The organism is Paracoccus rhizosphaerae (assembly GCF_026162645.1).
Classification (GTDB): domain Bacteria; phylum Pseudomonadota; class Alphaproteobacteria; order Rhodobacterales; family Rhodobacteraceae; genus Paracoccus; species Paracoccus rhizosphaerae.
In genome coordinates this window covers 31,426-56,677 of the sequence record NZ_JAOTBE010000007.1, presented here as the reverse complement: position 1 = coordinate 56,677, position 25,252 = coordinate 31,426, and the positions used below count along the sequence as shown (strand labels likewise).

Sequence of the window (25,252 nt, the reverse complement as noted above, 5' to 3'; positions counted from 1 at the left end):
CAAGAAAACCGTCGGCCATGATGCGCGAAACCTTGCCCCGGTCGGCGGGTTCCCGCCCAAGTTGCAAGGCCAACCTGTGGATAACTCAGGCGATCTCGTAGGGCAGGGGTCCGTGCCGGTCTTGCGGAATGCGCAGGTCGCGGTCGATCGGCGGCACCGACCGCTGGTGGCAGTCGCGGCGCGGACAGATTCGGCACGAGATGCCGATGGGTTCGAACGCCCTCGGCTTGGTCAGGTCCAGACCGTCGGCATAGACCATGCCCTCGGCCTGCGTGACCTCGACCCCCAAGCCAATGGCAAAGCGGCGGACGGGCGCATTGAAGGCGCCGGCGTGCTTGGACACGTCGCGCGACAGCAGCAGATAGCGCACGCCGTCAGGGGTTTCGGCCAGCTGTCGCAGGAAGCGGCCCGGCTGCTCGAATGCCTGGTGGACGTTCCACAGTGGGCAGGCGCCGCCGAACCGCGCAAACTGCAGCCGCGTGGCCGAGTGCCGCTTGGTGATGGTGCCCGCCTGATCGACGCGCACGAAGAAGAACGGCACACCTTTCGCGCCGGGACGCTGCATCGTCGACAGGCGGTGGGCCACCTGCTCCAGCGAGGCGCCGAACAGATGCGACAGCCGCTCCAGGTCGTGCCGCTCTTCGTGTGCGGCGGCCAGAAAGGCGCGATAGGGCATCAGGGCCGCGCCCGCAAAATAGTTCGCCATCCCCAGCCGGGCGATTTCCCGCGCCGTCTGGCTGCGAAACCGCGCAAGGTCCAGCGTCGCGTCCAGCAGGTCGGACTGACGCTCGAGCGCAACGAGATGCAACAGCTGGAACAGGCGCGTTGGCGCCTCGGCCGCGGCATTGACCAGCAGGCGATCGCCGTCGCGGCGATAAACCGAATTGGCGGGCAGTTCGGTCAGCCGCACCTGGATGCCCTTGGCCGCCAGCGCCGCAACAGCCATCTGCCAGGGATCGCCGCGCCGGCCGTCGGGGGCTGCGAAACGCTCGGCCGCGCGGTCGACCGCATCGATGTAGTTGTCGCAATAGTGGAAGAAGTCGCGGACCTCCTCCCACGGGGTCGTCAGGCTGTTCTGCCCGGCGGCGCCGATGGCCTGATCGAGGGCCGCCAGCCGTTCCTGACCTTCGCGATGCGCGCGATAGAGGTTCAGGAAGGCCCGCGCCAGAACCGGCGCATTGGTCGCGGCAAGGCGCAGATCCGCAAGGGGCGGTGCGCTGTCGAACAGCGGGTCGGCCAGTGCCTCTTGCATGTCGATGACCATGCGTTCCGCGTCGCCGGCGGCCAGCGTGGTCAGGTCGATGCCGAATTCCTGTGCCAGCCGCAGAAGCACACCGGCGCTGATCGGGCGGTGGTTGTTTTCCATCTGCGACAGGTAGGGCAGCGACACGCCGAGCGTTTCGGCAAAGCGCCGCTGCGTCAGGCCGGCACGGGCGCGGGTTTCGCGCAGTGCGCTGCCGGCATAGATCTTCTGCGTGGCCATCCCGTCCCCTCCGCTTTGCAAATCAGGCTTAGCGGTTGCAAAGGCGGGGCGGCAAGAACCTAGTGTGCGGTGATCAGCTGCGATTCGCGCCGATAGACCCAGGCAATTGCCAGAAGCGAGCCCGCCGCCGAGGCGCACATGATGGCCAGAAGCGGCGTCGCGCCACTGCCCGGCTGAAGAAGCGCACCGGCCAGCGCCGACAGCGCCGCGCCGCCCGCCACGGCCAGCGCGCCGCCCAGCCCCGACGCGGTGCCGGCAAGCTCGGGGCGCACGCTCATCATGCCGGCATTGGCGTTGGGCAGGACCATGCCGTTGCCCAAGCCCATCGTCGCAATGGCGCCGAAGAAGACGATCGGGCGCACCAGCCCCGAGAGATCCGCCAGCAGCGCCAGCGACAGCGCAAGAAAGCAGATGATTGCGCCGAAGAGGATCATCCGGTTCATGCCCAGTTGCGCCGAGAAGCGCGCCGACAGGAAATTGCCGAGGATATAGCCGATCGAGGGGGCGGCGAACCAATAGCCGACCTGCGCCGGCGTCAGGCCGAAGACACGCTCGCCCACGAATGGCGCACCGCCGAGATAGGCGAAGAAGGCGCCAGAGGACAGCGTGGCCGCCAGGCAATAACCCCAGAACCGGTGCGAGCGCGCGAGGATGGGATAGTTCACCATCTGGCGCCGGAGGGGCAGGCCACCGCCGCGCACGGTCTCGCCCATGTCGCGGAAGGCGAGGACCAGGACAAGGACGCCCAGAAGGCCCATCACGGCAAAGTTCGCCTGCCAGCCGAAGAGCTCGTCCAGAACGCCGCCGGCGACCGGGGCCATCATCGGCACCACCGCCATGCCCATCGTGACGTAGCCCAGCATCGACGCCGCCCGGTCGCCGTCATAGAGGTCCCGGACGACGGCGCGGGGCACCAGCATACAGACGGTGATGACCGCCTGCAGAAGCCGGAAGACCAAGAAGACGCCCGCGGTCGTGGCCAGAAGCGTGCCGACAGTGGCCAGCAGGAAGCCTGCCAGCCCCGCCAGCACCACGGGACGGCGACCGAAGCGGTCGCTGAGCGGGCCGCCGAGCAACTGCAGGACCGCACTGGCGCCGATATAGGCCGACACCGATAGCTGCATGACCGCGTAGTCTACCCCGAATTCCCGCGCCATGCCGGGCAGTGACGGCAGGAACACGTTCATGGAAAGCGCCGACACGCCCGAAAGGGCCACCAGCGTCAGAAGATGAGGGGGCGTGCGCATCATCGGCCTTTCGATCCCGCGGGATTGCACGATATGCAGAGCCAGGTGCCGCCGTCCAGAGCGCCCTGTCCGAAACCGTCAGTTTGCGTCCCGCGGCGGCGGGGGGCCGGCCCCCCGCACCCCCCCTAACGGTAAGGGGCTTCAGCCGAAGTCGTGGAAGATGAACTAGGCGCCGAGGCAGATCAGCGAGAAGCCGACGCCGTGCTGCCAGCCGATCTTTTCGCCCAGGTAGACCCAGGAGAAGATCGCGAAGACCGAGAGGCTGATCACCTCCTGAATGGTCTTCAGCTGCGCGGCGCTGAATTGCCCGTGGCCGATGCGGTTGGCTGGCACCTGCAGCACATATTCGAAGAAGGCGATCCCCCAGCTGACGAGGATCACGGTGATCAGCGGCGCCGCCTTGAACTTCAGGTGCCCATACCACGCGACCGTCATGAAGACGTTCGACGCCAGAAGCAGGCCGATCGTGACCAGCGGGACGGGCAGGTTCAACCGGTCAGTCCCACTGGCTCTGGCGGTCGCGGGCGAGGTTGCCGAAGCGGGTGAACTGGCCTTCGAAGGCCAGCTCGACCGTGCCGATGGGGCCGTGGCGCTGCTTGCCCAGGATCACCTCGGCCTTGCCGTGGACGCTCTCCATCACCTGCTGCCACTTGGCCATCGCATCCAGATCGCTGTCGGACGGCTTTTCGCGTTCCTTGTAGTATTCCTCGCGGAAGACGAACATCACGATGTCGGCGTCCTGTTCGATCGAGCCGGATTCGCGCAGGTCCGACAGCTGCGGTCGCTTGTCCTCTCGGTTCTCGACCTGGCGGCTAAGCTGCGAGAGCGCGATGACCGGTATGTTCAGCTCTTTCGCGACGGCCTTGAGACCCTGGGTGATCTCGGAGACCTCGTTCACGCGGCTGTCCTTGGCGGTGGCGGCCTTCAGGAGCTGAAGATAGTCCACCATCAGCACGTCGAGCCCGTGCGTCCGCTTGAGCTTCCGCGCTCGCGCCGCCAGCTGGTTGATCGGCAACGCCGGCGTGTCGTCGATATAGAGTGGGCAGTTCTGCAGCGCATGGGCGGCTTCGACGAAGCGGCGGAACTCGGCCTCGTCCATGTTGCCCGAGCGGATGCGCTCGGACGGCACCTCGGCGGCCTCGGACAGGATCCGGGCGGCCAGCTGTTCGGCCGACATCTCGAGGCTGAAGAAGCCCACGACGCCGCCCTCGACGCTGCCCTGCGTGCCATCGGGTTTCTCGCCCAGCTTGTGCGCGCGGGCAATGTTGAAGGCGATGTTGGTCGCCAGTGAGGTCTTCCCCATCGAGGGACGGCCGGCCAGGATGATCAGGTCCGAGTTGTTCAGCCCGCCCATCTTGGCATCAAGGTCGATCAGCCCGGTCGAGATGCCCGACAGCTTGCCGTCGCGCTGATAGGCGGCGTTCGCGACCTGCACGGCTCCGGTGACCGCCTTGAGGAAGCTCTGGAAGCCACGCTCGGCCACGCCGGCCTCGCCCAGCTTATACAGCGTCTGTTCTGCGGCCTTGATCTGTTCCTCGGCATCGTCGCCGACCTCGACCGTGGCCGCTCGCGAGGAGATGTCCTGACCCAGCTGCATCAGCTCGCGCCGCAGCGCAAATTCCCGAATCATCTGCGCATAGTCGCGCGCGGCATAGGCGCTGATCGCGGCCGCCGCCATGCGGGCCAGATAGGCCGGGCCGCCCAGCTCCTTCAGCCCTTCGTCATGTTCCAGGAAGGCCTTGATGGTGACCGGGCTGGCCAGCGCGTTCTTGCGGATACGCTCGGCGCAGATGTCGAAGATGCGGGCGTGGACCGGGTGATAGAAGTGATCCGACTTGATGATCTGGCTGACCCGGTCGAACACGTCGTTGTTGGTCAGAAGCGCGCCCAGCAACTGCTGTTCCGCCTCGAGCGAGAAGGGGATGGCGGGCTTGTCCTCGCCGTCCGTCTGGCCGGGGGTGATCACGCGCAATCCGCTCATGGTTCTGTCCTTTCGCTGCAAGTTGTCAGCATAAAGGAAAGGGGCAGGCGTGAAAATTGCCCGCCCCCAGATTTCGGTGCATCAAGCTGTGGACAGCCTGTGGATAAGATGCCGCTGCAGGCTGACCGACCGAAGACTCACGGCTTTGGTCTTGGCGCCCGGTAATCCTTGAGCCTGTCCCATAAAGCTGTACGAAAACCCGGCCCTACATCTGCGACGCCTGCACTTCTCCCGCAACCGGGGAGGATCAGCCCTGACGTCCTGTCCCTGTCCGCCGTGCCGAAAGCAGGCGTCAGGGATTGGCGGCCTGCCAGGCGCGGGGGTCGGTCAGGAAGGCCTCGACCTCGGCCAGGGTGGTGTCGTCGAAGGCGGCTTGGGCGCGGGCCTCGGCCAGGACATCCCACCAGGTGCAGAGGTGGTGCAGCGTCACGCCGTGATCGGCCAGCCGCTGCGTCGTCTCGGGAAAGATGCCATAGTAGAAGATCACCGCGGTATGGGCGCAGGTGGCGCCTGTTTCGCGGATCGCGTCCACGAAGGACAGCTTGCTGCCGCCGTCGGTGGTCAGATCCTCGACCAGCAGCACCCGCTGGCCCTCGGTCATCACGCCCTCGATACGGGCGTTGCGGCCATAGCCCTTGGGCTTTTTCCGCACATAGGTCATCGGCAGGCCCAAGCGCTCGGCCACCAGCGCGCCGAAGGGGATGCCTGCCGTCTCGCCGCCCGCCACGTTGTCGAAGGCCTCGAAGCCCGCGTCGCGCATGACGGTCGCGGCCATGAAGTCCATCAGCGTGGTGCGGACGCGTGGAAAGCTGATGATGCGGCGGCAGTCGACATAGGTCGGCCCCTTGAGGCCGGAAGCATAGGTGAAGGGCTGCGCCGCGTTGAAATCGACGGCCTTGATCTCCAGCAGCATCCGGGCGGTCAGGCGGGCGATCTCCTCGCGTGCGGGGAAGGTCAGGTTCATTTGTCCTCCAGGTGCCAATAGAGCGGGAAGCCGGGGTCGAAGACTGTCACGACCTCGGACCCGGCTGCGATCTGCGCGGGATATGCGGCCGGCGCGTCGCGGCGGGTCAGGGTGATGCGATCCTCGTTCGCTGGCAGGCGATAGAAGGCCGCACCGTGCAGCGCGGTGAACCCTTCCAGCCGGTCCAGGGCGCCTTCGTCTTCGAACACTTGGGCCAGGATCGACATGGTGTTCGGGGCAGTGAAGCAACCGGCGCAGCCGCAGGGCTGCAGCTTGGCCGCATCCGGATGCGGCGCGCTGTCGGTGCCCAGGAAGAACCGCGCATCGCCCGAACTCGCGGCCTCGCGCAGGGCCAGGCGGTGGGATTCGCGCTTGGCGACCGGCAGGCAGTAATAGTGCGGCCTGATGCCGCCAGCCAGGATCGCGTTGCGGTTGATGACCAGGTGATGCGTCGTGATGGTGGCGGCCAGGTCGTCCCCGCCGGCGCGGGCATAGGCGACGCCGTCGCTGGTGGTGATATGCTCCATCACCACGCGCAGGCCCGGCGTGCGGCGGCGCAGCGGGTCCAGCACACGGTCGATGAAGACAGCTTCCCGGTCGAAGATGTCGACTGTGGGATCGGTCACCTCTCCGTGGACGCAGAGGGTCACGCCAGCCTCGGCCATCGCCTCCAGCACCGGCTGGACGCGGGGGAAATCGGTCACGCCCGAGGCGCTGTTGGTCGTGGCCCCCGCCGGATAGAGCTTGACTGCGCGGATGATCCCGTCGCGGAAGGCCTGCACCACGTCGGCGGCGTCCGTCGTGTCGGTCAGGTAAAGCGTCATCTGCGGGTCGAGCGCGGCGCCAGCGGGCAGGGCTGCGCGGATGCGGTCGCGATAGGCGGCGGCCTGGGCGCCGGTCGTGACCGGCGGCACCAGATTGGGCATGATGATCGCGCGGCCGAATTGCGCGGAATGCGGCGCCACGGCAGCCAGCATCGCGCCGTCGCGCAGGTGCAGGTGCCAGTCGTCCGGACGGCGAAGGGTCAGCGTCTGTGTCATGGCCATGCCTCTATCCACGGCAGGCCGCCTTGCCAAGCGGCGCCGTCAAAGTTTCGGGAACCATGATCGAAAGCCGCCGTTGTATCGCTGCGCCGCAGCAAGCAAGCTGACACGGCCGGGCCGCAGACAGGCGGCACCGAGGAGGGACGCTGAGATGAAGCCGATGATGCCGATGTTTCTTCCCGCAGCGCAGATGCGCCTGGCCACGCAGTTCGCGCGCATGGCGATCGAGGCCAACATGGTCATCGGCCTGCGCATGGCGGGGATGATGGGCCTGATGGCCCAGGCCCCCGGAGAGCCGTTCCGCATGGTGGCGGAAAAACAGGCAGCCGTGTCCGAGTCGCTGTTCGCGATGGCGCAGGCCGGGATGCGGGGTCACAGCACCGAGCGGTTGCTGTCGGCGGGCCTGCGCCCCTACGGCCGGCGGACGCGCGCCAATTCCCGCAGGCTGTCCTTGAAACGCTAGCTGGAACGCTCGTCATCGCTGTCGGTTGTCCGTGCGAACAAAACGATCGAAAGGCGGCTGAAGATGAAGACGGCAATCGTGACCGGCGGTGCGCAGGGCATTGGCAAGGCGACGGCCATGCGCCTGAGGGCGGACGGGTGGCGCGTCGCAGTCTTCGATCTGGACGACGAGGCGCTGGGCGAAGTGGACGACGACATACTTGCCCTGCATGTGGACGTGGGGAACGAGAACGATGTCTCGGCGGCGTTTGCCTCGGTGCGTGATTGGCTAGGGGATTCACCACTGGATCTGTTGGTGTCCAACGCCGGAGTCGCCGATCCGGTCAGTGGCCCCATCGAGGAGCTGTCTCTGGAGGGATGGCGCCGTTGGCAGGACAGCCACGTGACGGGCGCGTTCCTGTGCATCCGCGCGGCGGTCCCGCTGCTGCGGGCGGGAGGGGGCAGCATCGTGACGATGGCATCCACCAGGGCCCTTCAGTCCGAGCCTGAAACCGAGGCCTATGCCGCAGCCAAGGGGGCGCTGGTGGCGTTGACGCATGCCTTGGCGGTCAGCCTTGGCCCCGAGATCAGGGTCAACACGATCCTGCCGGGATGGATCGAAACCGCCCCTGGGAGAAGCGGTCGAAGCGGCAGGATGTCGAGCACTCCGATGCTGATCGAAATCAGCATCCCGTGGGACGGGTTGGGCGGCCTGAGGACGTGGCAGGGCTGGTGGCGTGGCTTGCATCAGACGAGGCCGGGTTTGTCACGGGACAGCGCTTTGTCATCGATGGCGGGATGAGCGTCCGCATGATCTATGCCGAGTGAGAGCAGCAGCCCCCGGGGCGGGATGCGCTGCGGCAGAGCGGAGCATTCTGGACCGGTTTTTGCATCGCGGGGGCTGCCCGCCTGACGGCGGGCGGGACCGGCCGCACCCGGCCGCGCATGAAAAAAGCGGCGGGAGGACGCCCGCCGCTTCGATGCCTTGTGGGGGGGTCAGATCAGCTTGCCCATGGCGACGGCGGTGTCGGACATGCGGTTCGAGAAGCCCCACTCGTTGTCGTACCAGGTCAGGATGCGGACCATCCGGCCCTCCATCACCTTGGTCTGGTCCATGTGGAAGATCGACGAATGCGGGTCGTGGTTGAAGTCGGACGACACCAGCTGTTCCTCGGTATAGCCAAGGATACCCTTCAACGGGCCATCGGCGGCGGTCTTGATCGCCTCGTTGATCTCGGCGACCGAGGTGTCGCGGCTGGCTTCGAAGACCAGGTCCACGACCGAAACGTTCGGCGTCGGCACGCGGATTGCGACGCCGTCCAGCTTGCCCTTCAGTTCCGGCAGCACCAGGCCCACGGCCTTGGCCGCGCCGGTCGAGGTCGGGATCATCGACAGCGCAGCGGCACGCGCGCGGTAGAGGTCCTTGTGCATCGTGTCCAGCGTCGGCTGGTCGCCGGTATAGCTGTGGATCGTCGTCATGAAGCCCCGGTCGATGCCGATCGTGTCGTTCAGCACCTTGGCCACCGGCGACAGGCAGTTCGTCGTGCAGCTGGCGTTAGAGACGACCAGGTCATCCTTGGTCAGCGTGTCGTGGTTCACGCCATAGACGATGGTCTTGTCGGCGCCTTCGCCGGGGGCCGAGATCAGCACCCGCTTGGCACCGGTCGACAGGTGCGGCTGCACCTTTTCCTTGGACGTGAAGATGCCGGTGCATTCCATGATGACGTCGATGTCGCCCCAGGGCAGCTCGGCGGGGTTGCGGATCGCGGTCACCTTGATCGGGCCCCGGCCGACGTCGATGCTGGAGCCATCGACCGTGACCGTGGCCGGGAAGCGGCCGTGGACGCTGTCATAGCGCAGCAGGTGGGCGTTGGTCTCGACCGGGCCCAGATCGTTGATGGCGACGACCTCGATGTCGGTGCGACCGGATTCGATGATAGCGCGCAGGACGTTGCGACCGATCCGACCGAAGCCGTTGATGGCGACCTTGACTGCCATGGGTATCCCTCGTGTGCAGGTGACGGTTGCCATCCTCTAGCCTGCCCTCCGGGGCGATGCAAACGCCGTCTGGATGATGGCCGCTAACGGCTTCAGCGCCAGAAGGCCAGGTATTCGATGAAGTCGTCCAGCCCCCGCGCCGCCGTCAGCGGCAGCGTTCCGCCAAACCAGATCTGGTCGGCGGCGAAGACCGCGCAGATCAGCAGGAACAGGGCGATCGCGATCTGGTTCGTCATCGGGGGCCTCCGCCGGCGGGTCTATCCTGCGCGGGCGTGCAGGGGCAAGCGACCTATTCGTCGTCCTGCGGCAGGCGCAAGGTCAGCTGGCTCGTCTCCTCCAGCCGGCGGATGGCGCTGACGACCTCTGTCATCGCCTCGTCGACGTCCTTGGGGCGCAGCCTGCCAAGCGCCTCGCGTTCCTCGCGAAGGCCGTCTGCCATGCGTTGCGACAGGTTCGACAGGATGAAGTCGGCGGCGGCGACGTCGGCTTCGGCAGTTCCCGACAGCGCGCGGACGAGGACCGGCTGGTCCAGTTCGCGCACGATCCGGGGGACGTCGCGCGGCTCGATCCGGTCGGGGATATGCGCGAAGATGAAGATTGCCCGACGGACGCCGTCAGCGAAGTCCACGTCGCGTTCGTCCAGGGCGCCCAGCACCTCGTCCCGCAGATCGGCGGTGGCGAAATTCAGGATCGCCCCCATGCGGTCGGTGGCGGGGGTCGGGATCGCGGGCTTGGGCAGTGCCTCGGCCGCCTGCAGCAGGACCAGGCCCACGCGGCGCAGCGCCTCGGGCGTCACGCCCGAGGTCATCGACATCGCCTGGGCGACGGCACGGGCGCGGTCACGGGACAGGCCCATGAAGGTGGCGGACGCCGCCTCGACCGGAAGCTTCGACAGCATCAGCGCCACAAGCTCGATCGATTCGGATGTGGCGAGCGCGATCAGCGAATCCTTGGGCAGCTTGCAGAGGCGTACCCAGGGGTCGGATTTGCCCGCGATGGCTGCGGCGCGCTGCAGGCGGTCGCTGCTGTCGTCCGACAGCCGCGTGCCCAGCATTGCCAGCGTCCCGTCCAGACCCCCCGGAAAGGTGACGCCGACGGATTCGAGGCTGTCGCAGAACTCCGTGATGACGGCGTCGCGGGTGTGGCGGTCGACCAGCTGCATCCCAACCATTTCCTGCGCCAGCAGCGTCTGGTCGTCAGCGGTCAGCCGGTCGAGGCCCGACACCTCGTCATCGTCCAGCAGAAGCCGCACGATGACGGCGGCCTTCTGCCGCTGGCTGAGCCCGATCTGGTTCGACATGGCGCCCTCTGTCCTGTTCAGTCAGGGGGCACCATGCCACGACAACCCTAACGCAAGGTTGACGGGGGCCGCCTTTTACAGCGGCTGGATGTCGAAGACGCGGGCGAAGATCGTGTCCACATGCTTGGTGTGATAGCCCAGGTCGAACTTCTCCTCGATCTGGGCAGGGGTCAGGGCGGCGGTCACCTCGGGGTCGGCCAGAAGCTCTTCCTTGAAGTCGGCACCCTTCTCCCAGACCTTCATCGCGTTGCGCTGCACCAGGCGATAGCTGTCCTCGCGGCTGACGCCGGCCTGCGTCAGGGCCAGCAGCACCCGCTGCGACATGACCAGGCCCTTGAACTTGTTCATGTTGGCCAGCATGTTGTCGGGATAGATCACCAGCTTCTCGATGACGCCCGCCAGCCGATTCAGCGCGAAGTCCAGCGTGATCGTCGCGTCAGGCGCGATGCCGCGTTCGACCGACGAATGGCTGATGTCGCGTTCGTGCCACAGCGCCACGTTCTCCATCGCCGGGATGACGGTCATGCGGACAAGGCGGGCCAGACCGGTCAGGTTTTCCGTCAGCACAGGATTGCGCTTGTGCGGCATCGCCGACGAACCCTTCTGGCCGGGGCTGAAGAACTCCTCGGCCTCCAGCACCTCGGTCCGCTGCATGTGGCGGATCTCGATGGCGATGTTTTCCATGCTGCTGGCGATGACGCCAAGGGTGGCGAAGAACATCGCGTGCCGGTCGCGCGGGATCACCTGCGTGCTGATCGGTTCGGGGCGCAGGCCCAGCTTGGCGCAGACATGCTCCTCGACCGCGGGGTCGATGTTGGCGAAGGTGCCTACGGCGCCCGAGATCGCGCCGGTGGCGACTTCCTCGCGAGCGGCCTGAAGTCGGGCCTTGCCGCGCGCCATCTCGGCGTAGAAGCGGGCGAAGGACAGGCCCATCGTGGTGGGTTCGGCGTGGATGCCGTGGCTGCGCCCGATGCGGACCGTGTCCTTGTGTTCGTAGGCGCGGGTCTTCAGCGCCGCCAGCACGCGGTCCATGTCGGCCAGCAGGATGTCGGCGGCGCGCACCAGTTGGATGTTCAGCGTCGTGTCCAGCACGTCCGAGCTGGTCATCCCCTGGTGGACGAAGCGCGCCTGATCGCTGCCCACATGTTCGGCAAGGTGGGTCAGGAAGGCGATGACGTCGTGCTTCGTGACGGCCTCGATCTCGTCGATGCGGGCGACGTCGAATTCGACATCCTTCGCCTTCCACACGGCCTCGGCGTTTTCGCGCGGGATCACGCCCAGGTCGGCCTGGGCGTCGCAGGCATGGGCCTCGATCTCGTACCAGATGCGGAACTTGGTCTCGGGCGACCAGATGGCGACCATTTCGGGGCGGGCGTAACGCGGGATCATGCTGGGCTCCTTTGCGGTTGGCGGGGGCATAGCCGGGACCTGCCGCGGGGGCAAGTTTTCATGACGCCTGCCGGGGCTGCGCGGAACGATCCCATGTGCCAAGGGGTTGATCCTGCAGGACCAACCCGCCAGCCGAGGACCGTCATGCGCCCCCAGGACCCCCATTCCCCGCCGGCCGAGGCCGATCGCACCAGCCAGACGCGCTTCGGGCCACGCCCGGTCCCGGACGGGCATCTGACGGATGACCCCACTGCCCGCCGCCGCAACCTGCCGAGAGAGGCGTCGACCGCCACGAAGGTCATCGTCTGGGGCGGTATGGCGCTTGGCGTCGCGGGGCTGACGGCAGCGGCCACCATGACGGCGCGCAAGCTGATCGGCCCTAGGCATCCGGCCCCTCGCATCCACGGGCCCGTCCACGCCCCGCGCTTCGCCGAGATGACCGAGGCCGAGCGCGACGAGGTCCGCCGCCGGGTCAGGGCGCAGGCGCTTGAGGACGACCGGGAATCCGCGCGCCTGCGGGCCGGGGCGGCCGAGACGCGGCACCCCCGCGGAAACCTCGCCCAAGACCTGACGCGGACCGCGACGGAGCTGACCGACAGCCTGAACGGCGTCGCCCGGTCGATCTCGGATGCGTTTGAGTCGTTCCGGGGCGTGTCGCGGCAGGCGAATTCGATCCTTGGCGATTTCGTGGTCGCGGCCGACCAGTTGAAGGCGATCCTGAACGGCAGCCCCGGCCCGCGCCCCGTCGCGCCCGAAGACCGCCGCCCCGCACCCAAGCCCGAGGATCCAGATCGCATGCATCGCCTGTAGGGGAGGAACGATGGCGGACCGCAAGCCCAAGCCCGGTGTCCTGTCGGCGCTGTTCGACCCGCTGGATGACAGTACCCGGCGGCGCTTCGGCCTGCCTGCCCCCGAGGAAGCAACCGCCCCGCCGCGTCCGCAGGCGCGAGTCCTGAACCGCCGCGGCCGGATGCCCGGCCTGCGCGACATGCGCCGCAGGGACGTGATGAAGGTCGCACAGTCGGTGCTGACGCAGATCGGTGCTGACAGGGTCACCTCGGTCGCGGGCGGGGTCACGTTCTTCGGCCTGCTGTCGCTGTTCCCGGCGATCACCGCCTTCGTGTCGCTCTATGGGCTCTATGCAGATCCCGCGACCATCCAGACCGACCTCGAGTTGCTGAGAAATCTCCTGCCCGAGAGTTCGCTTGACATCATCCGCGGGCAGGTCGTCTCGATCGCCTCGGCCTCGAACGGGGCACTGTCGCTAGCCGGGATCGTCGCGCTGATGGTGGCGTTCTGGTCCGCAAATGGTGGCATGAAGGCGCTGCTGTCGGCGCTGAACGTCGCCTTTTTCCAGCGAGAGACGCGCAGCTTCGTGCGCCTGAACCTGGTGGCGATGCTGTTCACCCTGTCGGGGCTGGCACTGATCGCGCTGATGCTGGCGGTCATTGCCGTCATCCCCGCCATGCTGCGCCTGCTGCCGATGAGCTGGGGTGGGGAAATGCTGGTCACCGTCATCCGCTGGCCGATCATGTTCGGCGTCCTGGTGCTGGCGCTGGCCGCGGTCTATCGTTATGGTCCGGCGGCGCCCAAGTCGCGCTGGCGCTGGATCTCTCCGGGCGCGATTTTCGCCGCGGTGGCGCTGGTGATCACCTCGATGCTGTTTTCCTGGTATGCCGCGAACTTCGGCAACTACAACGAGACCTACGGCTCGCTTGGGGCGGTCGTTGCGCTGATGATCTGGCTGTGGCTGAACGCCACGATCCTGCTGATCGGCGCCGAGATCAATTCTGAGATTGAGCTTCACCTGAAGCGCATGGCAGGATTGGACGTCCCCCGTGCATCGACCGAGGCCCATTCGTGATCCAGTCCCCTTATGTCCCGCTGCTGCTGGCGATCAGCCTGGAAGTTCTGGGCACGTCGATGCTGCAGCGGTCCGAGCAGTTCACCCGACTGTGGCCCACAGTCGCCATGGCGGTCTGCTATCTGGCCAGCTTCTATCTGCTGTCCATCACCTTGAAGGTGCTGCCCCTGGGCGTCGCCTACGCGATCTGGAGCGCGTTCGGCGTGGCGCTGGTCGCCCTGATCGGCTGGGTCGCCTTCGGCCAGCGGCTTGACGGGCCGGCGGTGCTGGGTCTGGCGCTGATCGTGGCGGGCGTCGTGATCATCAACGTATTCTCGAAGACAGTCGGCCATTAGCGCGCTCGGGCGGGGTTACCGTAGCGGAATACGGCGCTGACGGGGCCGTCAGCGCTCGGTCAGCTTCAGTTCGATCCTGCGGTTCAGGGCGCGGCTTTCCGGGGTGTCGCCCCCGGCCACCGGCCGCGTGTCGGCAAAGCCGGTGGGCGCCAGGCGGCTTGCCGGAAAGCCCAGGTCGTCGGTCAGGTAACGGACCACGGCCAGCGCGCGGGCCTGGCTCAGTTCCCAGTTGTCGCGATACCGGCCCAGCCCCGACAGCGGCAGGCTGTCGGTATGACCGTCGACGCGGATGATCCAGTCGATCTCTGGCGGGATCTCGTCGGCGATGTCCTGCAGCAGTTCGGCAAGGTTCGCGACCTGCTGACGACCTTCGGCGGAAAGCGTGGCCTCGCCGGGGGCGAACAGCACCTCGGACTGGAAGACGAAGCGGTCGCCCACGACCTGCACACCTTCGCGCCCGGACAGGATCTGCGACAGCCGGCCGAAGAACTCCGAGCGATAACGGGCAAGGTCCTGCGCCTCGGCCTCGGCCGCCAGGCGCGCTTCCTCCTCGAGCGCGAGGCGGCGGCGGGTCTCCTCGGCGGTGCGGACCAGGGCGGCGTTCAGCTGCTGCCCCAGTTCCGCCACCCGCAGCTCGGCCTCTTCCTGGTCATCGCCTGCGGCATCCAGCAGCGCTTGCAGCGAGCCCAGCTGCGCCGTCAGCTGCGCCACCTGTTCGTTCAGCAGGGCGACGCGGCGCTGGCTGTCCTCGGCCAGGCCCTCCTGCTCGGCCAGCTCCTGCCGGGCGGCGATCAGCAGCGCAGCCTGGCGTTCGGCATCCGACAAGCTGTCCTGCGCCTGTGCCTCGGCCTCCTCGCGGGCAGCATTGGCGGCGGCCAGAAGCGTCAGCGTCTCCTCGGCCTCGCGGCGGCGCTCCTCCAGCGCCAGGGTCATGGCGGTCAGTTCGGCATCGGCCGTCTCCAGCCGCTCTCGCAGCAGGCGGGCGGCCTCGGCCTCGGCCAGCCGCGTCTCCTCGGCTTCGGTCAGGGCGGCGTCGGCGCGCTCGACGCGGGCTTGGCTTTCCGAGAGTGCGGTCTGGGCCTCGGCCAGCTGCGCCTCGCCCTGGCTCACCTGGGCGCGCAACTCGGCCGTCAGCGCCTCGAGCGCGTCGCGCCGCGCGGCGGCCAGGCGCGCTGCTTCGGCCTGCGCGTCGGTCTCGGACCTGGCGGCGGCCACGGCCAACTCGGCCGCAGATGCACGCTCGGTCGCATCGGTCAGCTCCGTCTGCAGCGTGGCGACCCGCTCCTCGCTGGCGGCGCGGGCGGCCAGCAGCGCAGCGACCTCGGCCTCGAAATCGGTGAGGCGGCTTTGCGCGGCCTGAAGCTCCTCCTGCCCCCGGTCCAGCTGCGTGGTCAGGCGGGTGATCTGGGCGGCCCTGTCGCGGGCCTCGGCCTCGGCCTCGGCGGCGCGGGCCATCTCGGCCTCAAGGTTGCGGGACAGGTCGGCCTCGCGTTCCTCGGATGCGGTCAAGGCCTCGCTCAGCGCGCCGACCTGCTGGCCGAGCGTGTCAAGTTGCTGCTGCTGCCGAGAGATCTGGCGCACCTGCTCGGTGATGGTGCTGTCCTGGGTGCTGATCTGTTCGCGCAGCACCGACTGCACGACCATGAAGATGGTCAGCACGAACATCAGCACCATCAGCAGCGCGGTCATCGCATCCACGAAGCCCGGCCAGATGGTCGAGGAGAACCGCTGCCCCGATGCGCCCCGCGCCAGCCGCATCCGCTAGCCCTCGCCGTGATGGGGCAGGGGTTCGCGGCGCAGTAGGTCGTCGCGGAACGGGTCGCCGAAACGCGCCGCGCGGACAGCCCGGGTCAGGACCAGGATGTCGGACCGCAGCTCGGCCACCATCTCGTCACGGCCATCATTCAGATCGGCCGCCAGGACCTTCAGCGCATGCTCCAGACGCGACAGATCGACCGGCGCGGCCGTTTCCCGCGCAAGGCGCGCCTCGTCCAGAAGGCGGTCCTGGCCGTCGGCCAGTCGGGTCAGCGCGGCGGTCAGCTGGTTGCTGCCGTCATCCGTCCCGCTGCGGTCCACCAGCGCCTCGACCGCCTGGGCCATCACGACCACGCGTTCGTCGGCCATCAGCGCGGCCTCCTCGCGCATCGCGTCGCGTTCGGCGTGATAGCTTTGCAGCCGGTCCATCTGGCCTGCCATCTGCTCCAGGAAGCCCGCCAACGCCGCCTGATCCACCCCCTCGCCGTCGCCGGCGCCGATGCTGAGCCGCGTGAAGCCCGACATCCATTCTTCCAGTTCACGGTAGAAGCGGTTCTGCCCGTGGGTCACGAACAGTTCCAGAAGGCCGACCACAAGCGATCCCGCCAGACCCAGAAGCGAGGACGAGAACGCGGTCGCCATGCCGCCCAGCTGCGCCTCGAGGCCGGTCATCAGCTGGTCGAAGACCTCCAGCCCCGTCTGGCCATCCTGCGGCGCCAATGCGCGGATCGTGTCGACCACTGCCGGAACGGTCGTTGCAAGGCCATAGAACGTCCCCAGGAGTCCAAGAAAGATCAGCAGGTTCGCCAAATACCGCGTGATGTCGCGGATCTCGTCGATGCGCGTGGCTACGGAATCAAGAATTGATCTTCCCGAACTGGCCGAGATCGCGCCGCCCAGGGGGCCGCGCGTGCCCAGAAGCGCCGCCAGCGGCGCCAGAAGGCGCGGGGCCTGGTCCTCGGGCATGCCGGGCTGGGCATCGCGGCGATGGGCGGCGAAACGCTCGATCCAGCTGACCGATCGCACCAGCTGCGCGACCTGCCAGAAGCAGGCCAGAACGCCAATGGCGAAGACCGCCAGGATCAGGCCGTTCAGCCAGCGGTTGGCCATGAAGATCGGCAGGATGCGCCCATAGGCGAACCAGCCGCCGGCCAGCACCAACCCCAGAACGCTCAGCATCAGCAGGATCTGGCGAACCGGTTGAGAGAAGCGCGGCGGCATGCCGCTGCCGATCAGCGCCTGGTCGCGGGTCGCCGCCAGGCGGCGGTTCGTCAAGGTCAGCCGCGACGGGGCCTGCGGATCGCCATTGGTCTGATCGCTCACGTGATACCCCGTTGCCGCCGTTCCTTCCGCGACTGTAGGGACCGGCCCCGCGCTTGCCAAGCATCGCGACACAAATGCGTTACCGCTGCGCCTTGCCGTTGCCTTCCTGCAGCGCCCGAACCTTGGCCGACAGCGCCTCAAGGTGGTCGTCCGCCATCCCGATGCTGGCCAGGTGCGAGGCGGTGTTGAAGAGGTATTCCGAATTCGGCCCCCTGCCGCCTTGCGCGATCGCGATGATGCGGGCTTGCTCGTCATGCGGCAGGCCGCCGGCATACTGCCAGTGATCGCGCCGCATCACATAGGCCAGCGCCCGGACCTGCCGCCCGTCTTCCAAGTCAAGCGGCAGGATGGCCTCGCGGTAGGCATCCGTGACCAGCTCGCGACGGCGCAGTTCGTCCAGGACCGTGTCGTGATCCTGGGGCGCGATGCGCAGCGCCAGGCCCTGGCAGGTCGCCCCCTCCTGCGAGTCGAGCCCCAGGACGAGGCCCGGCAGCGCTTCGGTCCCCCGGTGCTGGATCGACCGCAGGCAAAAGCTGCGGGCAAAGCCGCCAAGCCGCGCGGCGACCGTCTCGACCGGCGTGAAACCGGGATTCCAGATTAGGGAGCCATAGCCGAAAACCCAATCGATCCTGTCCATCGTCCGTCCTTCCTTTCAGGTGAAAGGTAGGCCAGCGGCCCGCCAGACGGAAGGGGACCGTGCGGGCAGTTCAGGTGGCGCGGGCGCCGGGGCGGCCGAAGTCCGGCGCCTCGGTGTCCTGGCCGGCTTCGATGATGCCGCGGCGGATGGCGCGCGTGCGGGTGAAGTAGTCGTGCAGCTGCTGCCCGTCGCCCATCCGAATGGCGCGTTGCAGGACGAACAGCTCCTCGGTGAAGCGGCCCAGGATGTCCAGCGTGGCCTCCTTGTTGTGCAGGAAGACATCGCGCCACATCGTCGGATCGCTGGCGGCGATCCGGGTGAAGTCGCGAAAGCCCGCGGCGGAATACTGGATCACCTCCTCGCCCGACACCCGCCGCAGGTGATCGGCCACGCCGACCATGGTATAGGCGATCAGGTGCGGCGCGTGGCTTGTCACCGCCAGGACCAGGTCGTGATGCGGCGCCTCCATCCGGTCGGTCTTGGCGCCCAACGCGGTGATCAGCCGGTCCAGCCGCGCAATGGCGTCAGCATCGCTGTCGGGCAGGGGGGTCAGCAGCCACCAGCGGTTGCGGAACAGCGACGCAAAGCCGGCGCGCGGCCCAGAATGTTCGGTGCCGGCCAGCGGGTGGCCGGGCACGAAATGCACGCCCGCCGGCAGATGCGGGGCGACCGCGTCAATCACCGATTGCTTGACCGACCCGACATCGGTCACCGTCGCCCCCGGCGCAAGATGCGGCGCGATCTCGGCCATAACGTCGCCCATCGCGCCGACCGGAACGGCCAGTACGACCAGGTCCGCGCCTGCCACCGCCTCGGCCGCAGTGTCGCAGACGGTGCAGAGGTCGATCTCGCACGCGACGTCGCGTGTGGCCTGGCTGCGGGCAAAGCCGGTGACCTCGCGCGCCAGCCCGCCTTCGCGGATCGCCAGCGCCATTGATCCGGCGATCAGGCCGAGCCCGATCAGCGCCACGCGGTCATAGATCACGCTCATGCCCGGCGCCTTGCCATGAAGCGGCCCAGGCTGTCTAGCACGCGGTTGACGCCGTCCTCGTCCCCCACGGTGATCCTGAGGGCGGCCGGCAGGCCATAGCCGCCCACTCGACGCACCAGAATGCCGTCCTCGCGCAGCGCCGCGTCGGCCGCCGCGGCGGTGTCGGCGCTGTCGAAGCGGGCCAGAACGAAGTTCGCAAAGCTCTCGTCGCAGGCGATGCCCATCTGGATCAGCGAGTTTCTCATCCGGTCGCGCATCCGCGCATTCAGGTCGGCGCAGCGCGCCGTGAAGTGAGTATCGCGGATCGCCGCCTCGGCGGCGGCCATCTGGGCGTTCGACAGGTTGAAGGGCTGGCGGATGCGGTTCAGCACCTCGATCATCTCGCGGCTGGCATAGCCCCAGCCGATCCGCAACCCGCCCAACCCGTGGATCTTGGAAAACGTCCGCGTCATGATCACGTTCGGATGCCGGTCGACGATCGACGCCCCGCCGTCGAAACCTGCCGCAAACTCGGTATAAGCGCCGTCATGGACCAGGATGACCCGCGGCGGAAGGTCATCGACCAGGCGCTGCAGCTCGGCCTCGGTCATCATCGTCCCGGTCGGATTGGCGGGATTGGCCAGGAAGACGACGCGCGTGCGCTCACCCACCGCCGCCAGGATCGCGTCCACATCGATCCGGCGCTCGGCCTCGGCCACGGTCACGGGCGTGGCCCCGACCATCCGCGCCAGGATCGGGTACATCGAGAACCCGTGTTCCGTGGTGATCACCTCGTCGCCCGGTCCGGCATAAGCCTGAACGACGAATTGCAGGACCTCGTCCGACCCCACCCCGCAGATGATGCGGTCGGGATCAAGCCCGTGAACCTCTCCGATCGCCACCCTCAGCGCCCGGTGGTCCGTCGCAGGATAGCGGTGCAGCTGGGCCGAGGCCTCCTTGAAAGCGTCGATCGCCGCAGGGCTGCACCCCAACGGGTTCTCGTTCGAGGAAAGCTTCAGCACATCCTCGCGCCCCGCCAGCGCACTCTCGCCGCTGACATAGAGCGCGATGTCCATGATGCCGGGCTGCACGGGTATCTGGGTCATCGGTTCATCCTTGTCTGCGCCCCATGTAGTCCGGCGCCCGGCGCAAGAAAACCGGAAACGCTCGACAGCCTGCTTTGGTCGTCAAATATCCTCTGGGGGTCCGGGGGGCGAAGCGCCCCCGGCGGCCGCGGGACGCAAAAGGGCCGCATCGACTGATGCGGCCCCCGAAGGCAAGCACTGTGGCGAAGATCAGTTCTTCGCGTAGAATTCGACGACCAGGTTCGGTTCCATCTGCACGGCATAGGGGATGTCGCCCAGGGCCGGGGTGCGCACGAAGGTCGCCGTCATCTTGTTGTGGTCGACGTCCAGATAGTCGGGAACGTCACGCTCGGTCAGGCCGACGGCTTCCAGAACGATGACCAGCTGGCGCGAACGCTCGCGGATCGAGATGACGTCGCCTTCCTTCACGCGGTAGGACGGGATGTTCACGCGCTGGCCGTTCACCTCGATATGGCCGTGGTTCACGAACTGGCGGGCGGCCCAGATGGTCGGGACGAACTTGGCGCGATAGACGACGGCGTCCAGGCGGCGCTCCAGCAGGCCAACCAGGTTCTCGCCGGTGTCGCCCTTGACGCGCTCGGCCTCGGCATAGATGCGGCGGAACTGCTTCTCGGTCAGGTCGCCGTAATAGCCCTTCAGCTTCTGCTTGGCGCGCAGCTGGGTGCCGAAGTCCGACAGCTTGTTCTTGCGGCGCTGGCCGTGCTGGCCAGGGCCGTATTCGCGGCGGTTGACCGGGGACTTGGCGCGGCCCCAGATGTTTTCGCCCATGCGGCGGTCGATCTTGTACTTGGCAGACGTGCGCTTGCTCACGGCTGATCTCCTTCTTGCGTTGTCGAAGGGCGTTGTCCTTTGGCCGCGACACAGGATCGAGGCCCGACAGGCTTCCCCTTGCGGGGACCACCAACACCAATGAAGTGCGCGCTTATAAAGGGCCTGCGCCCCGCGTCAAGCGGTTTCAGTCCCTCAGGTGGCGCATCAGGAACCAGGCCAGGCCCGAACAGATGAGCGTGGCGGTCATGGCCGGAATGGCCGTGCCGTCATACATCAGGCCCACCGGCGCCGCGATCATCACCGCGCAGAGGGTCGAGATCGCCGCGATGATCGACGCGGCCATGCCCGCGATGTGCCCCATCCGCTGCAGCGCAAGCGCGTTCAGGTTGCCGAAGGTCACGCCGGCCATGAAGAACACGCTGACCGCCCAGAAGAAGAAGACCGGGAACTGCAGGGCTGGTGGCAGCACGCCGCTCAGCAGCAGCGTCAGCACCGTCGCCGACACGATCGTCTGCATGACGTAGGCCCACTTGGCGATGCGCCGCATCCCAAAGCGGATCACGAAGGTCGCGTTCAGGACCGTCCCGCTGCCCGACAGCAGCGCCATGGCGGCGAACCACAAATGGAAGCTCTCGCCCTTGCCATAGGTCTCGCCGAACAGCTGCTGCGCCGAGGAGAGCAGCCCGAACATCTGTCCGAATCCCAGGGTCAGGACCAGCGTCGTCATCATGACTTGCCGGTCCGACAGGACCTCCTTCGCCGCGGCCAGAAGCGGGGTGAACTGCAGCGGGCGGCGAAGCTCTGGCGGAAGCGTCTCGGCCTGGCGGATGTTCAGCCACAGCCCCCCGATCAGCGCGAAGCCGACGAAGGCCAGGAAAACCCCGTGCCAGCCCGCGACGGCGATGATGCCCGCCCCGATCGTCGGCGCAATGGCCGGGATCATGATGAAGATCATCATGACGAAGCTGGTGATCCGCGCCATCTCACGCCCCTCGTAGAGGTCGCGAACCAGCGCAAGCCCCACGATGCGCGGAGCCGCCGCCCCCAGCCCCTGCACGAAACGCGCCAGCAGCAGCGATTCGAGCGAATCCGCATAGACCGCCCAGATCGCCCCGGCGACATAGATCGCGAAGCCCATGGTGATCGTCCGCTTGCGCCCCAAAGCGTCCGAGATCGGGCCCGCGAACAGCGTGCCGAGCCCCATCCCCGCCATGAAGCCCGTCAGGATCAGCTGGGCGCGGTTCACGTTGTCGGGTGTCAGGCTCTCGGCGATCTCGGGCAGCGCCGGAAGCATGGCGTCCATCGAGAAGGCGATGGTGGCGAACAGGAAGGCCAGCATCGCGATGAATTCGGGCAGCGGAAGGCGACGCTGCGGCGTCACCCCGGCAAAGGCAAGATCGGTCATGGGGGTCACCTGTCGGTTCCAAGTCCGCCACATAGGATAACTTTGCACAGTCTGCAAGTGCGGAGGCCCTCCGACATGGGCCTATCATGTCATCGAGCGCCGCCTCAGCGTGCTGCAGCCATGATCTCGTCGATGACCTGCTGCCACAGCGCGGCAGGTTGCGCCCCGCTGACGGCATGGGTGTCGGCCACGACGAAGGTCGGGACCGAGTTGATGCCTCGCTGGCGGGCATGGGCTTCGCGGCTGGCGACCTCCTCTCGGTCGGCGTCGCTGTCCAGAAGCCGCGCCACCACCGCGCCGTCCATCCCGGCGGCCGTAGCGATGGCGGTCAGCACGTCGGTGGTGCCGATGTCCTGCGCTTCTTGCCAATGCGCGCGCAGCAGACCCGACATGACGCGGCCCTGCGCGCCTTCAAGACCGGCCCAATGCATCAGGCGATGCGCGTCTGTGGTGTCGGGTTCGCGCGGCGACGGGTTCAGCGTCAGGCCCAGGCTTGCGGCGCGCTGTGCCACCGCCTGGCCCGCGGCTTCGGCGTCGTCGCCCAGCTTGGCGCGAAGATAGGTGACGCGGTCCATGCCCTTGGGCGGCATCTGCGGGTTCAGCCGGAACGGGTGCCAGGTGATCGCGAAGGGGTGGTCGGGGCGGGATTCCAGCGCGCGGTCAAGTTCGACCTTGCCGATCAGGCACCACGGGCAGACGGGATCGGCGAAGATGTCGAGACGGGTCATGAGCACCTCCTGCGGTTGCCGTTGGCCCAGTCCTAGCAGGGTGGGACGGCGCAGGGCCACCCCTGACGGTCGCCGAATAAAAAACGGCCCGCGACAGGCGGGCCGTCCAAGTCAGCTTCTGATGGATCAGAGCAGGCGCAGATCGCTGGCCGAGGCGCGGCCGTCGCGGCCCGACTGCAGCTCGTAGCCGATCTTCTGGTTGTCCTGCAGCCCCGTCAGGCCCGCACGTTCCACGGCCGAGATGTGCACGAACACATCCTTGCCGCCATCGTCGGGCGCGATGAAGCCATAACCCTTGGTGGCGTTGAACCACTTTACCGTTCCGGTCGCCATAACCGTTTTCTCCTTCAAGTCATCCCGACGCAGGATTGCGCCAGGCCGTGCAGCCCGCTTTCGGTCTTCCGGCTGCCCAAGAGGGAGGCGGTAGAAAGTCTTCGCTCACGCAAAAGCGAGGATGCCCGAATCGCGTTAAAACGCAAGCAGGAAGTTCGCGCGCGGCCAGGGTCGCGCGCGAAGCTTTGGTGACATCGGCAGATTTCAGCGAAGGTCCGGCGGCGTCGCCTCGGCTTTCAGCATGGCGACCGCTTCGGCCAGGGTCATCGTGCGGCTGCCCTGGCTGTCCAGCCGGCGCATCGAGACAGTCCGCTCCTCGACCTCCTTCATGCCGATTGCCAGGATCGCCGGGACCTTGGCCACGGAATGTTCGCGGACCTTGTAGTTGATCTTCTCGTTCCGGGTGTCGGCCTCGGCGCGGATGCCGGCGCGGCGCAGTTCCTCGACGACCTGGGCGACATAGCCGTCCGCATCCGACACGATCGAGGCGACGACAACTTGACGCGGCGCCAGCCAGAAGGGCAGCTTGCCGGCGCTGTTCTCGATCAGGATGCCGATGAAACGCTCGAAGCTGCCCAGGACGGCGCGGTGCAGCATGATGGGCCGGTGCTTGTGACCATCGGCACCCACGTATTCCGCGTCCAGGCGCTCGGGCAGGTTCGGATCCACCTGCAGCGTGCCGCATTGCCAGTCACGGCCGATCGCGTCGGTCAGTACGAATTCCAGCTTGGGGCCATAGAAGGCGCCTTCGCCCGGAAAGATCGTGAAATCATGCCCGGCGGCCTTGCAGGCGTTGCCAAGAGCGGCCTCGGCCCGGTCCCAGCTTTCCTCGGACCCGATGCGCTTTTCAGGGCGCGTCGACAGCTTGATGCGCCAGCCTTCGAAGCCGAGGTCGGCATAGATGCCCGCCAGGAAGTCGATGAACTTTTTGGTCTCGGCCTCGATCTGGTCCTCGGTGCAGAAGATATGCGCGTCGTCCTGCGTGAAGCCGCGAACCCGCATGATGCCGTGCAGCGCACCTGAGGGCTCATACCGGTTGCAGGACCCGAACTCGGCCATGCGCAGGGGCAGGTCGCGATAGGATTTCAGGCCGTGGTTGAAGACCTGCACATGGCAGGGGCAGTTCATCGGCTTCAGCGCGTTGATGGTCTTGGTCTTGGCGTGCTCCTCGTCGACTTCGACGATGAACATGTTCTCCTGGTAATTGTCCCAGTGGCCGGACTCCTCCCACAGTTTGCGGCTGACGACCTGGGGGGTGTTCACCTCGACATAGCCGTCGGCGCGCTGCTTGCGGCGCATGTAGTCCTGCAGCGTAACATAGATGTTCCAGCCGTTCGGGTGCCAGAATATCTGGCCTGGCGCCTCTTCCTGCATGTGGAACAGGTCCATTTCCCGGCCCAGCTTGCGGTGGTCGCGCTTGGCGGCCTCCTCCAGCATGTGCAGGTGGGCCTTCAGGTCGTCGCGGTTGCGGAAGGCCACGCCATAGATGCGCTGCAGCATCGGGCGGGACGCGTCGCCCAGCCAGTAGGCGCCGGCGATATGGGTCAGCTTGAAGGCGTCGGCGGGCAACTGGCCGGTGTTCTGCAGGTGCGGGCCGCGGCAGAGATCCTGCCAATCGCCGTGCCAGTACATCCGCAGATCCTCGCCCTCGGGGATGCGGTCGATCAACTCGACCTTGAAGGGCTCGCCGCGGTCCTTGTAATAGCTGACGGCGCGCTCGCGGTCCCAAACCTCGGTGCGGACGGGATTGCGAGCGTTGATGATCTCCTTCATCTTCGCCTCGATGGCACCCAGATCCTCGGGGGTGAAAGGCTCGGCGCGGTCGAAATCGTAGAACCAGCCATAGTCCCGCACCGGGCCGATGGTGACCTTTACGTCCGGCCAAATTTCTTGCACGGCGCGGGCCATGACGTGGGCGAAGTCGTGGCGGATCAGCTCCAGCGCCGGCGCCTCGTCCTTCAGGGTGTGGATGGCGATGGCGCCGCTGCTGTCGATGGGCCATTGCAGGTCGATGTGCCGGCCGTCAAGGCTGGCCGAGATGGCGCGCTTGGCCAGGCTGGGCGCGATGCTCTCGGCGACCTCGGCCGCCGTCACGCCGGCGGGATAATCGCGCGAATTGCCATCGGGAAAGCTGAGTGAGATCTGGGACATGCTGTCCTCCTCGTCGGTTTGGCGCCCA

Annotated in this window: 25 protein-coding genes and 1 pseudogene; 6 read left to right on the top strand and 20 right to left on the bottom strand. The window is 67.2% G+C overall.

Annotated features, from left to right (window positions below):
- Positions 1 to 85: 85 nt before the first annotated feature.
- The 6 genes from OC184_RS04720 to pyrC form a co-directional block, all read right to left on the bottom strand.
- Positions 86 to 1,483 carry a helix-turn-helix domain-containing protein gene (locus OC184_RS04720; protein WP_265506039.1) on the bottom strand — a complete coding sequence of 466 codons (1,398 nt, stop codon included), beginning with the start codon at positions 1,481 to 1,483 and terminating at the stop codon, positions 86 to 88.
- Between the two features lie 59 nt (positions 1,484 to 1,542).
- Positions 1,543 to 2,730, bottom strand: coding sequence for a multidrug effflux MFS transporter (locus OC184_RS04715; RefSeq protein WP_265506038.1), 1,188 nt, complete (start codon positions 2,728 to 2,730; stop codon positions 1,543 to 1,545).
- A gap of 165 nt (positions 2,731 to 2,895) precedes the next feature.
- Entirely contained in the window at positions 2,896 to 3,222 is a 327-nt protein-coding gene (locus OC184_RS04710; protein WP_265506037.1) for a DMT family protein, read from the bottom strand.
- 4 nt (positions 3,223 to 3,226) lie between these two features.
- On the bottom strand, positions 3,227 to 4,711 hold the full coding sequence (locus tag OC184_RS04705) for a replicative DNA helicase (RefSeq protein ID WP_265506036.1): 1,485 nt from the start codon (positions 4,709 to 4,711) through the stop codon (positions 3,227 to 3,229).
- Positions 4,712 to 5,003: 292 nt separating this feature from the next.
- On the bottom strand, positions 5,004 to 5,675 hold the full coding sequence (locus tag OC184_RS04700) for an orotate phosphoribosyltransferase (RefSeq protein ID WP_265506035.1): 672 nt from the start codon (positions 5,673 to 5,675) through the stop codon (positions 5,004 to 5,006).
- Entirely contained in the window at positions 5,672 to 6,715 is a 1,044-nt protein-coding gene (gene pyrC, locus OC184_RS04695; protein ID WP_265506074.1) for a dihydroorotase, read from the bottom strand. The genes OC184_RS04700 and pyrC overlap by 4 nt, the downstream gene beginning before the upstream one ends.
- Before the next feature lie 154 nt (positions 6,716 to 6,869).
- Between pyrC and OC184_RS04690 the strand changes: the two genes are divergently transcribed.
- The 3 genes and pseudogenes from OC184_RS04690 (at position 6,870) to OC184_RS04680 (ending at position 7,987) form a co-directional block, all read left to right on the top strand.
- Positions 6,870 to 7,181 carry an antibiotic ABC transporter gene (locus tag OC184_RS04690; RefSeq protein ID WP_265506034.1) on the top strand — a complete coding sequence of 104 codons (312 nt, stop codon included), beginning with the start codon at positions 6,870 to 6,872 and terminating at the stop codon, positions 7,179 to 7,181.
- 63 nt (positions 7,182 to 7,244) lie between these two features.
- Positions 7,245 to 7,730 (top strand): annotated as a pseudogene (locus OC184_RS04685) (SDR family NAD(P)-dependent oxidoreductase); the annotation flags it as partial.
- Between the two features lie 41 nt (positions 7,731 to 7,771).
- On the top strand, positions 7,772 to 7,987 hold the full coding sequence (locus OC184_RS04680; protein WP_265506033.1) for an SDR family oxidoreductase: 216 nt from the start codon (positions 7,772 to 7,774) through the stop codon (positions 7,985 to 7,987).
- Positions 7,988 to 8,155: 168 nt separating this feature from the next.
- Here OC184_RS04680 and gap read toward each other — a convergent pair whose 3' ends face one another.
- The 4 genes from gap to purB all read right to left on the bottom strand — a co-directional run bounded on the left by gap (position 8,156) and on the right by purB (position 11,846).
- Entirely contained in the window at positions 8,156 to 9,157 is a 1,002-nt protein-coding gene (gene gap / locus OC184_RS04675; RefSeq protein WP_265506032.1) for a type I glyceraldehyde-3-phosphate dehydrogenase, read from the bottom strand.
- A gap of 92 nt (positions 9,158 to 9,249) precedes the next feature.
- Positions 9,250 to 9,393, bottom strand: a complete 144-nt coding sequence (locus OC184_RS04670) for a hypothetical protein (RefSeq protein WP_265506031.1) — start codon at positions 9,391 to 9,393, stop codon at positions 9,250 to 9,252.
- Between the two features lie 53 nt (positions 9,394 to 9,446).
- On the bottom strand, positions 9,447 to 10,457 hold the full coding sequence (locus OC184_RS04665) for a FliG C-terminal domain-containing protein (RefSeq protein ID WP_265506030.1): 1,011 nt from the start codon (positions 10,455 to 10,457) through the stop codon (positions 9,447 to 9,449).
- A 75-nt stretch (positions 10,458 to 10,532) separates the two neighbouring features.
- Entirely contained in the window at positions 10,533 to 11,846 is a 1,314-nt protein-coding gene (gene purB, locus OC184_RS04660; RefSeq protein WP_265506029.1) for an adenylosuccinate lyase, read from the bottom strand.
- Between the two features lie 144 nt (positions 11,847 to 11,990).
- Between purB and OC184_RS04655 the strand changes: the two genes are divergently transcribed.
- The 3 genes from OC184_RS04655 to OC184_RS04645 are packed head-to-tail and all read left to right on the top strand — an operon-like array spanning position 11,991 to position 14,045.
- Positions 11,991 to 12,656, top strand: coding sequence for a hypothetical protein (locus tag OC184_RS04655; RefSeq protein ID WP_265506028.1), 666 nt, complete (start codon positions 11,991 to 11,993; stop codon positions 12,654 to 12,656).
- 10 nt (positions 12,657 to 12,666) lie between these two features.
- Positions 12,667 to 13,710 carry a YihY/virulence factor BrkB family protein gene (locus OC184_RS04650; protein ID WP_265506027.1) on the top strand — a complete coding sequence of 348 codons (1,044 nt, stop codon included), beginning with the start codon at positions 12,667 to 12,669 and terminating at the stop codon, positions 13,708 to 13,710.
- Complete coding sequence (locus OC184_RS04645; protein ID WP_322630175.1) at positions 13,707 to 14,045, top strand: SMR family transporter; 339 nt, start codon at positions 13,707 to 13,709, stop codon at positions 14,043 to 14,045. Before OC184_RS04650 ends, OC184_RS04645 begins: the two co-directional genes overlap by 4 nt.
- Positions 14,046 to 14,093: 48 nt before the next feature.
- Here the strand turns inward: OC184_RS04645 and OC184_RS04640 are convergent, their stop codons facing one another.
- The 10 genes from OC184_RS04640 to thrS form a co-directional block, all read right to left on the bottom strand.
- Positions 14,094 to 15,803 (bottom strand): peptidoglycan -binding protein, encoded by a 1,710-nt coding sequence (locus OC184_RS04640; RefSeq protein WP_265506026.1) that lies wholly within the window; start codon positions 15,801 to 15,803, stop codon positions 14,094 to 14,096.
- A 3-nt stretch (positions 15,804 to 15,806) separates the two neighbouring features.
- Positions 15,807 to 17,021, bottom strand: coding sequence for a biopolymer transporter ExbB (locus OC184_RS04635; RefSeq protein ID WP_265506072.1), 1,215 nt, complete (start codon positions 17,019 to 17,021; stop codon positions 15,807 to 15,809).
- 181 nt (positions 17,022 to 17,202) lie between these two features.
- Positions 17,203 to 17,760, bottom strand: a complete 558-nt coding sequence (locus OC184_RS04630; protein ID WP_265506025.1) for a gamma-glutamylcyclotransferase — start codon at positions 17,758 to 17,760, stop codon at positions 17,203 to 17,205.
- Positions 17,761 to 17,830: 70 nt separating this feature from the next.
- Positions 17,831 to 18,751, bottom strand: coding sequence for a prephenate/arogenate dehydrogenase family protein (locus tag OC184_RS04625; RefSeq protein ID WP_265506024.1), 921 nt, complete (start codon positions 18,749 to 18,751; stop codon positions 17,831 to 17,833).
- A complete protein-coding gene (gene hisC, locus OC184_RS04620; RefSeq protein WP_265506023.1) occupies positions 18,748 to 19,836 on the bottom strand; it encodes a histidinol-phosphate transaminase in 1,089 nt (362 codons plus the stop codon). Before hisC ends, OC184_RS04625 begins: the two co-directional genes overlap by 4 nt.
- A gap of 189 nt (positions 19,837 to 20,025) precedes the next feature.
- The gene (gene rpsD, locus OC184_RS04615) at positions 20,026 to 20,646 is read right to left on the bottom strand and encodes a 30S ribosomal protein S4 (RefSeq protein ID WP_265506022.1); all 621 of its coding nucleotides are present in this window, start codon (positions 20,644 to 20,646) and stop codon (positions 20,026 to 20,028) included.
- Positions 20,647 to 20,791: 145 nt separating this feature from the next.
- Positions 20,792 to 22,012 (bottom strand): multidrug effflux MFS transporter, encoded by a 1,221-nt coding sequence (locus OC184_RS04610; protein WP_265506021.1) that lies wholly within the window; start codon positions 22,010 to 22,012, stop codon positions 20,792 to 20,794.
- Positions 22,013 to 22,116: 104 nt separating this feature from the next.
- On the bottom strand, positions 22,117 to 22,740 hold the full coding sequence (locus tag OC184_RS04605; protein WP_265506020.1) for a DsbA family oxidoreductase: 624 nt from the start codon (positions 22,738 to 22,740) through the stop codon (positions 22,117 to 22,119).
- Between the two features lie 126 nt (positions 22,741 to 22,866).
- On the bottom strand, positions 22,867 to 23,073 hold the full coding sequence (locus OC184_RS04600; RefSeq protein WP_265506019.1) for a cold-shock protein: 207 nt from the start codon (positions 23,071 to 23,073) through the stop codon (positions 22,867 to 22,869).
- A gap of 204 nt (positions 23,074 to 23,277) precedes the next feature.
- The gene (gene thrS, locus OC184_RS04595) at positions 23,278 to 25,224 is read right to left on the bottom strand and encodes a threonine--tRNA ligase (protein WP_265506018.1); all 1,947 of its coding nucleotides are present in this window, start codon (positions 25,222 to 25,224) and stop codon (positions 23,278 to 23,280) included.
- Between the last annotated feature and the right edge of the window lie 28 nt (positions 25,225 to 25,252).

Coding starts and splice junctions, on each gene's coding strand:
- OC184_RS04720 (WP_265506039.1), bottom strand. CDS start 1,483: ATGGCCACGCAGAAGATCTATGCCGGCAGCGCACTGCGCGAAACCCGC.
- OC184_RS04715 (WP_265506038.1), bottom strand. CDS start 2,730: ATGCGCACGCCCCCTCATCTTCTGACGCTGGTGGCCCTTTCGGGCGTG.
- OC184_RS04705 (WP_265506036.1), bottom strand. CDS start 4,711: ATGAGCGGATTGCGCGTGATCACCCCCGGCCAGACGGACGGCGAGGAC.
- OC184_RS04700 (WP_265506035.1), bottom strand. CDS start 5,675: ATGAACCTGACCTTCCCCGCACGCGAGGAGATCGCCCGCCTGACCGCC.
- pyrC (WP_265506074.1), bottom strand. CDS start 6,715: ATGACACAGACGCTGACCCTTCGCCGTCCGGACGACTGGCACCTGCAC.
- OC184_RS04690 (WP_265506034.1), top strand. CDS start 6,870: ATGAAGCCGATGATGCCGATGTTTCTTCCCGCAGCGCAGATGCGCCTG.
- OC184_RS04680 (WP_265506033.1), top strand. CDS start 7,772: ATGGATCGAAACCGCCCCTGGGAGAAGCGGTCGAAGCGGCAGGATGTC.
- gap (WP_265506032.1), bottom strand. CDS start 9,157: ATGGCAGTCAAGGTCGCCATCAACGGCTTCGGTCGGATCGGTCGCAAC.
- OC184_RS04670 (WP_265506031.1), bottom strand. CDS start 9,393: ATGACGAACCAGATCGCGATCGCCCTGTTCCTGCTGATCTGCGCGGTC.
- OC184_RS04665 (WP_265506030.1), bottom strand. CDS start 10,457: ATGTCGAACCAGATCGGGCTCAGCCAGCGGCAGAAGGCCGCCGTCATC.
- purB (WP_265506029.1), bottom strand. CDS start 11,846: ATGATCCCGCGTTACGCCCGCCCCGAAATGGTCGCCATCTGGTCGCCC.
- OC184_RS04655 (WP_265506028.1), top strand. CDS start 11,991: ATGCGCCCCCAGGACCCCCATTCCCCGCCGGCCGAGGCCGATCGCACC.
- OC184_RS04650 (WP_265506027.1), top strand. CDS start 12,667: ATGGCGGACCGCAAGCCCAAGCCCGGTGTCCTGTCGGCGCTGTTCGAC.
- OC184_RS04640 (WP_265506026.1), bottom strand. CDS start 15,803: ATGCGGCTGGCGCGGGGCGCATCGGGGCAGCGGTTCTCCTCGACCATC.
- OC184_RS04635 (WP_265506072.1), bottom strand. CDS start 17,021: ATGCCGCCGCGCTTCTCTCAACCGGTTCGCCAGATCCTGCTGATGCTG.
- OC184_RS04630 (WP_265506025.1), bottom strand. CDS start 17,760: ATGGACAGGATCGATTGGGTTTTCGGCTATGGCTCCCTAATCTGGAAT.
- OC184_RS04625 (WP_265506024.1), bottom strand. CDS start 18,751: ATGAGCGTGATCTATGACCGCGTGGCGCTGATCGGGCTCGGCCTGATC.
- hisC (WP_265506023.1), bottom strand. CDS start 19,836: ATGACCCAGATACCCGTGCAGCCCGGCATCATGGACATCGCGCTCTAT.
- OC184_RS04610 (WP_265506021.1), bottom strand. CDS start 22,012: ATGACCGATCTTGCCTTTGCCGGGGTGACGCCGCAGCGTCGCCTTCCG.
- OC184_RS04605 (WP_265506020.1), bottom strand. CDS start 22,740: ATGACCCGTCTCGACATCTTCGCCGATCCCGTCTGCCCGTGGTGCCTG.
- OC184_RS04600 (WP_265506019.1), bottom strand. CDS start 23,073: ATGGCGACCGGAACGGTAAAGTGGTTCAACGCCACCAAGGGTTATGGC.
- thrS (WP_265506018.1), bottom strand. CDS start 25,224: ATGTCCCAGATCTCACTCAGCTTTCCCGATGGCAATTCGCGCGATTAT.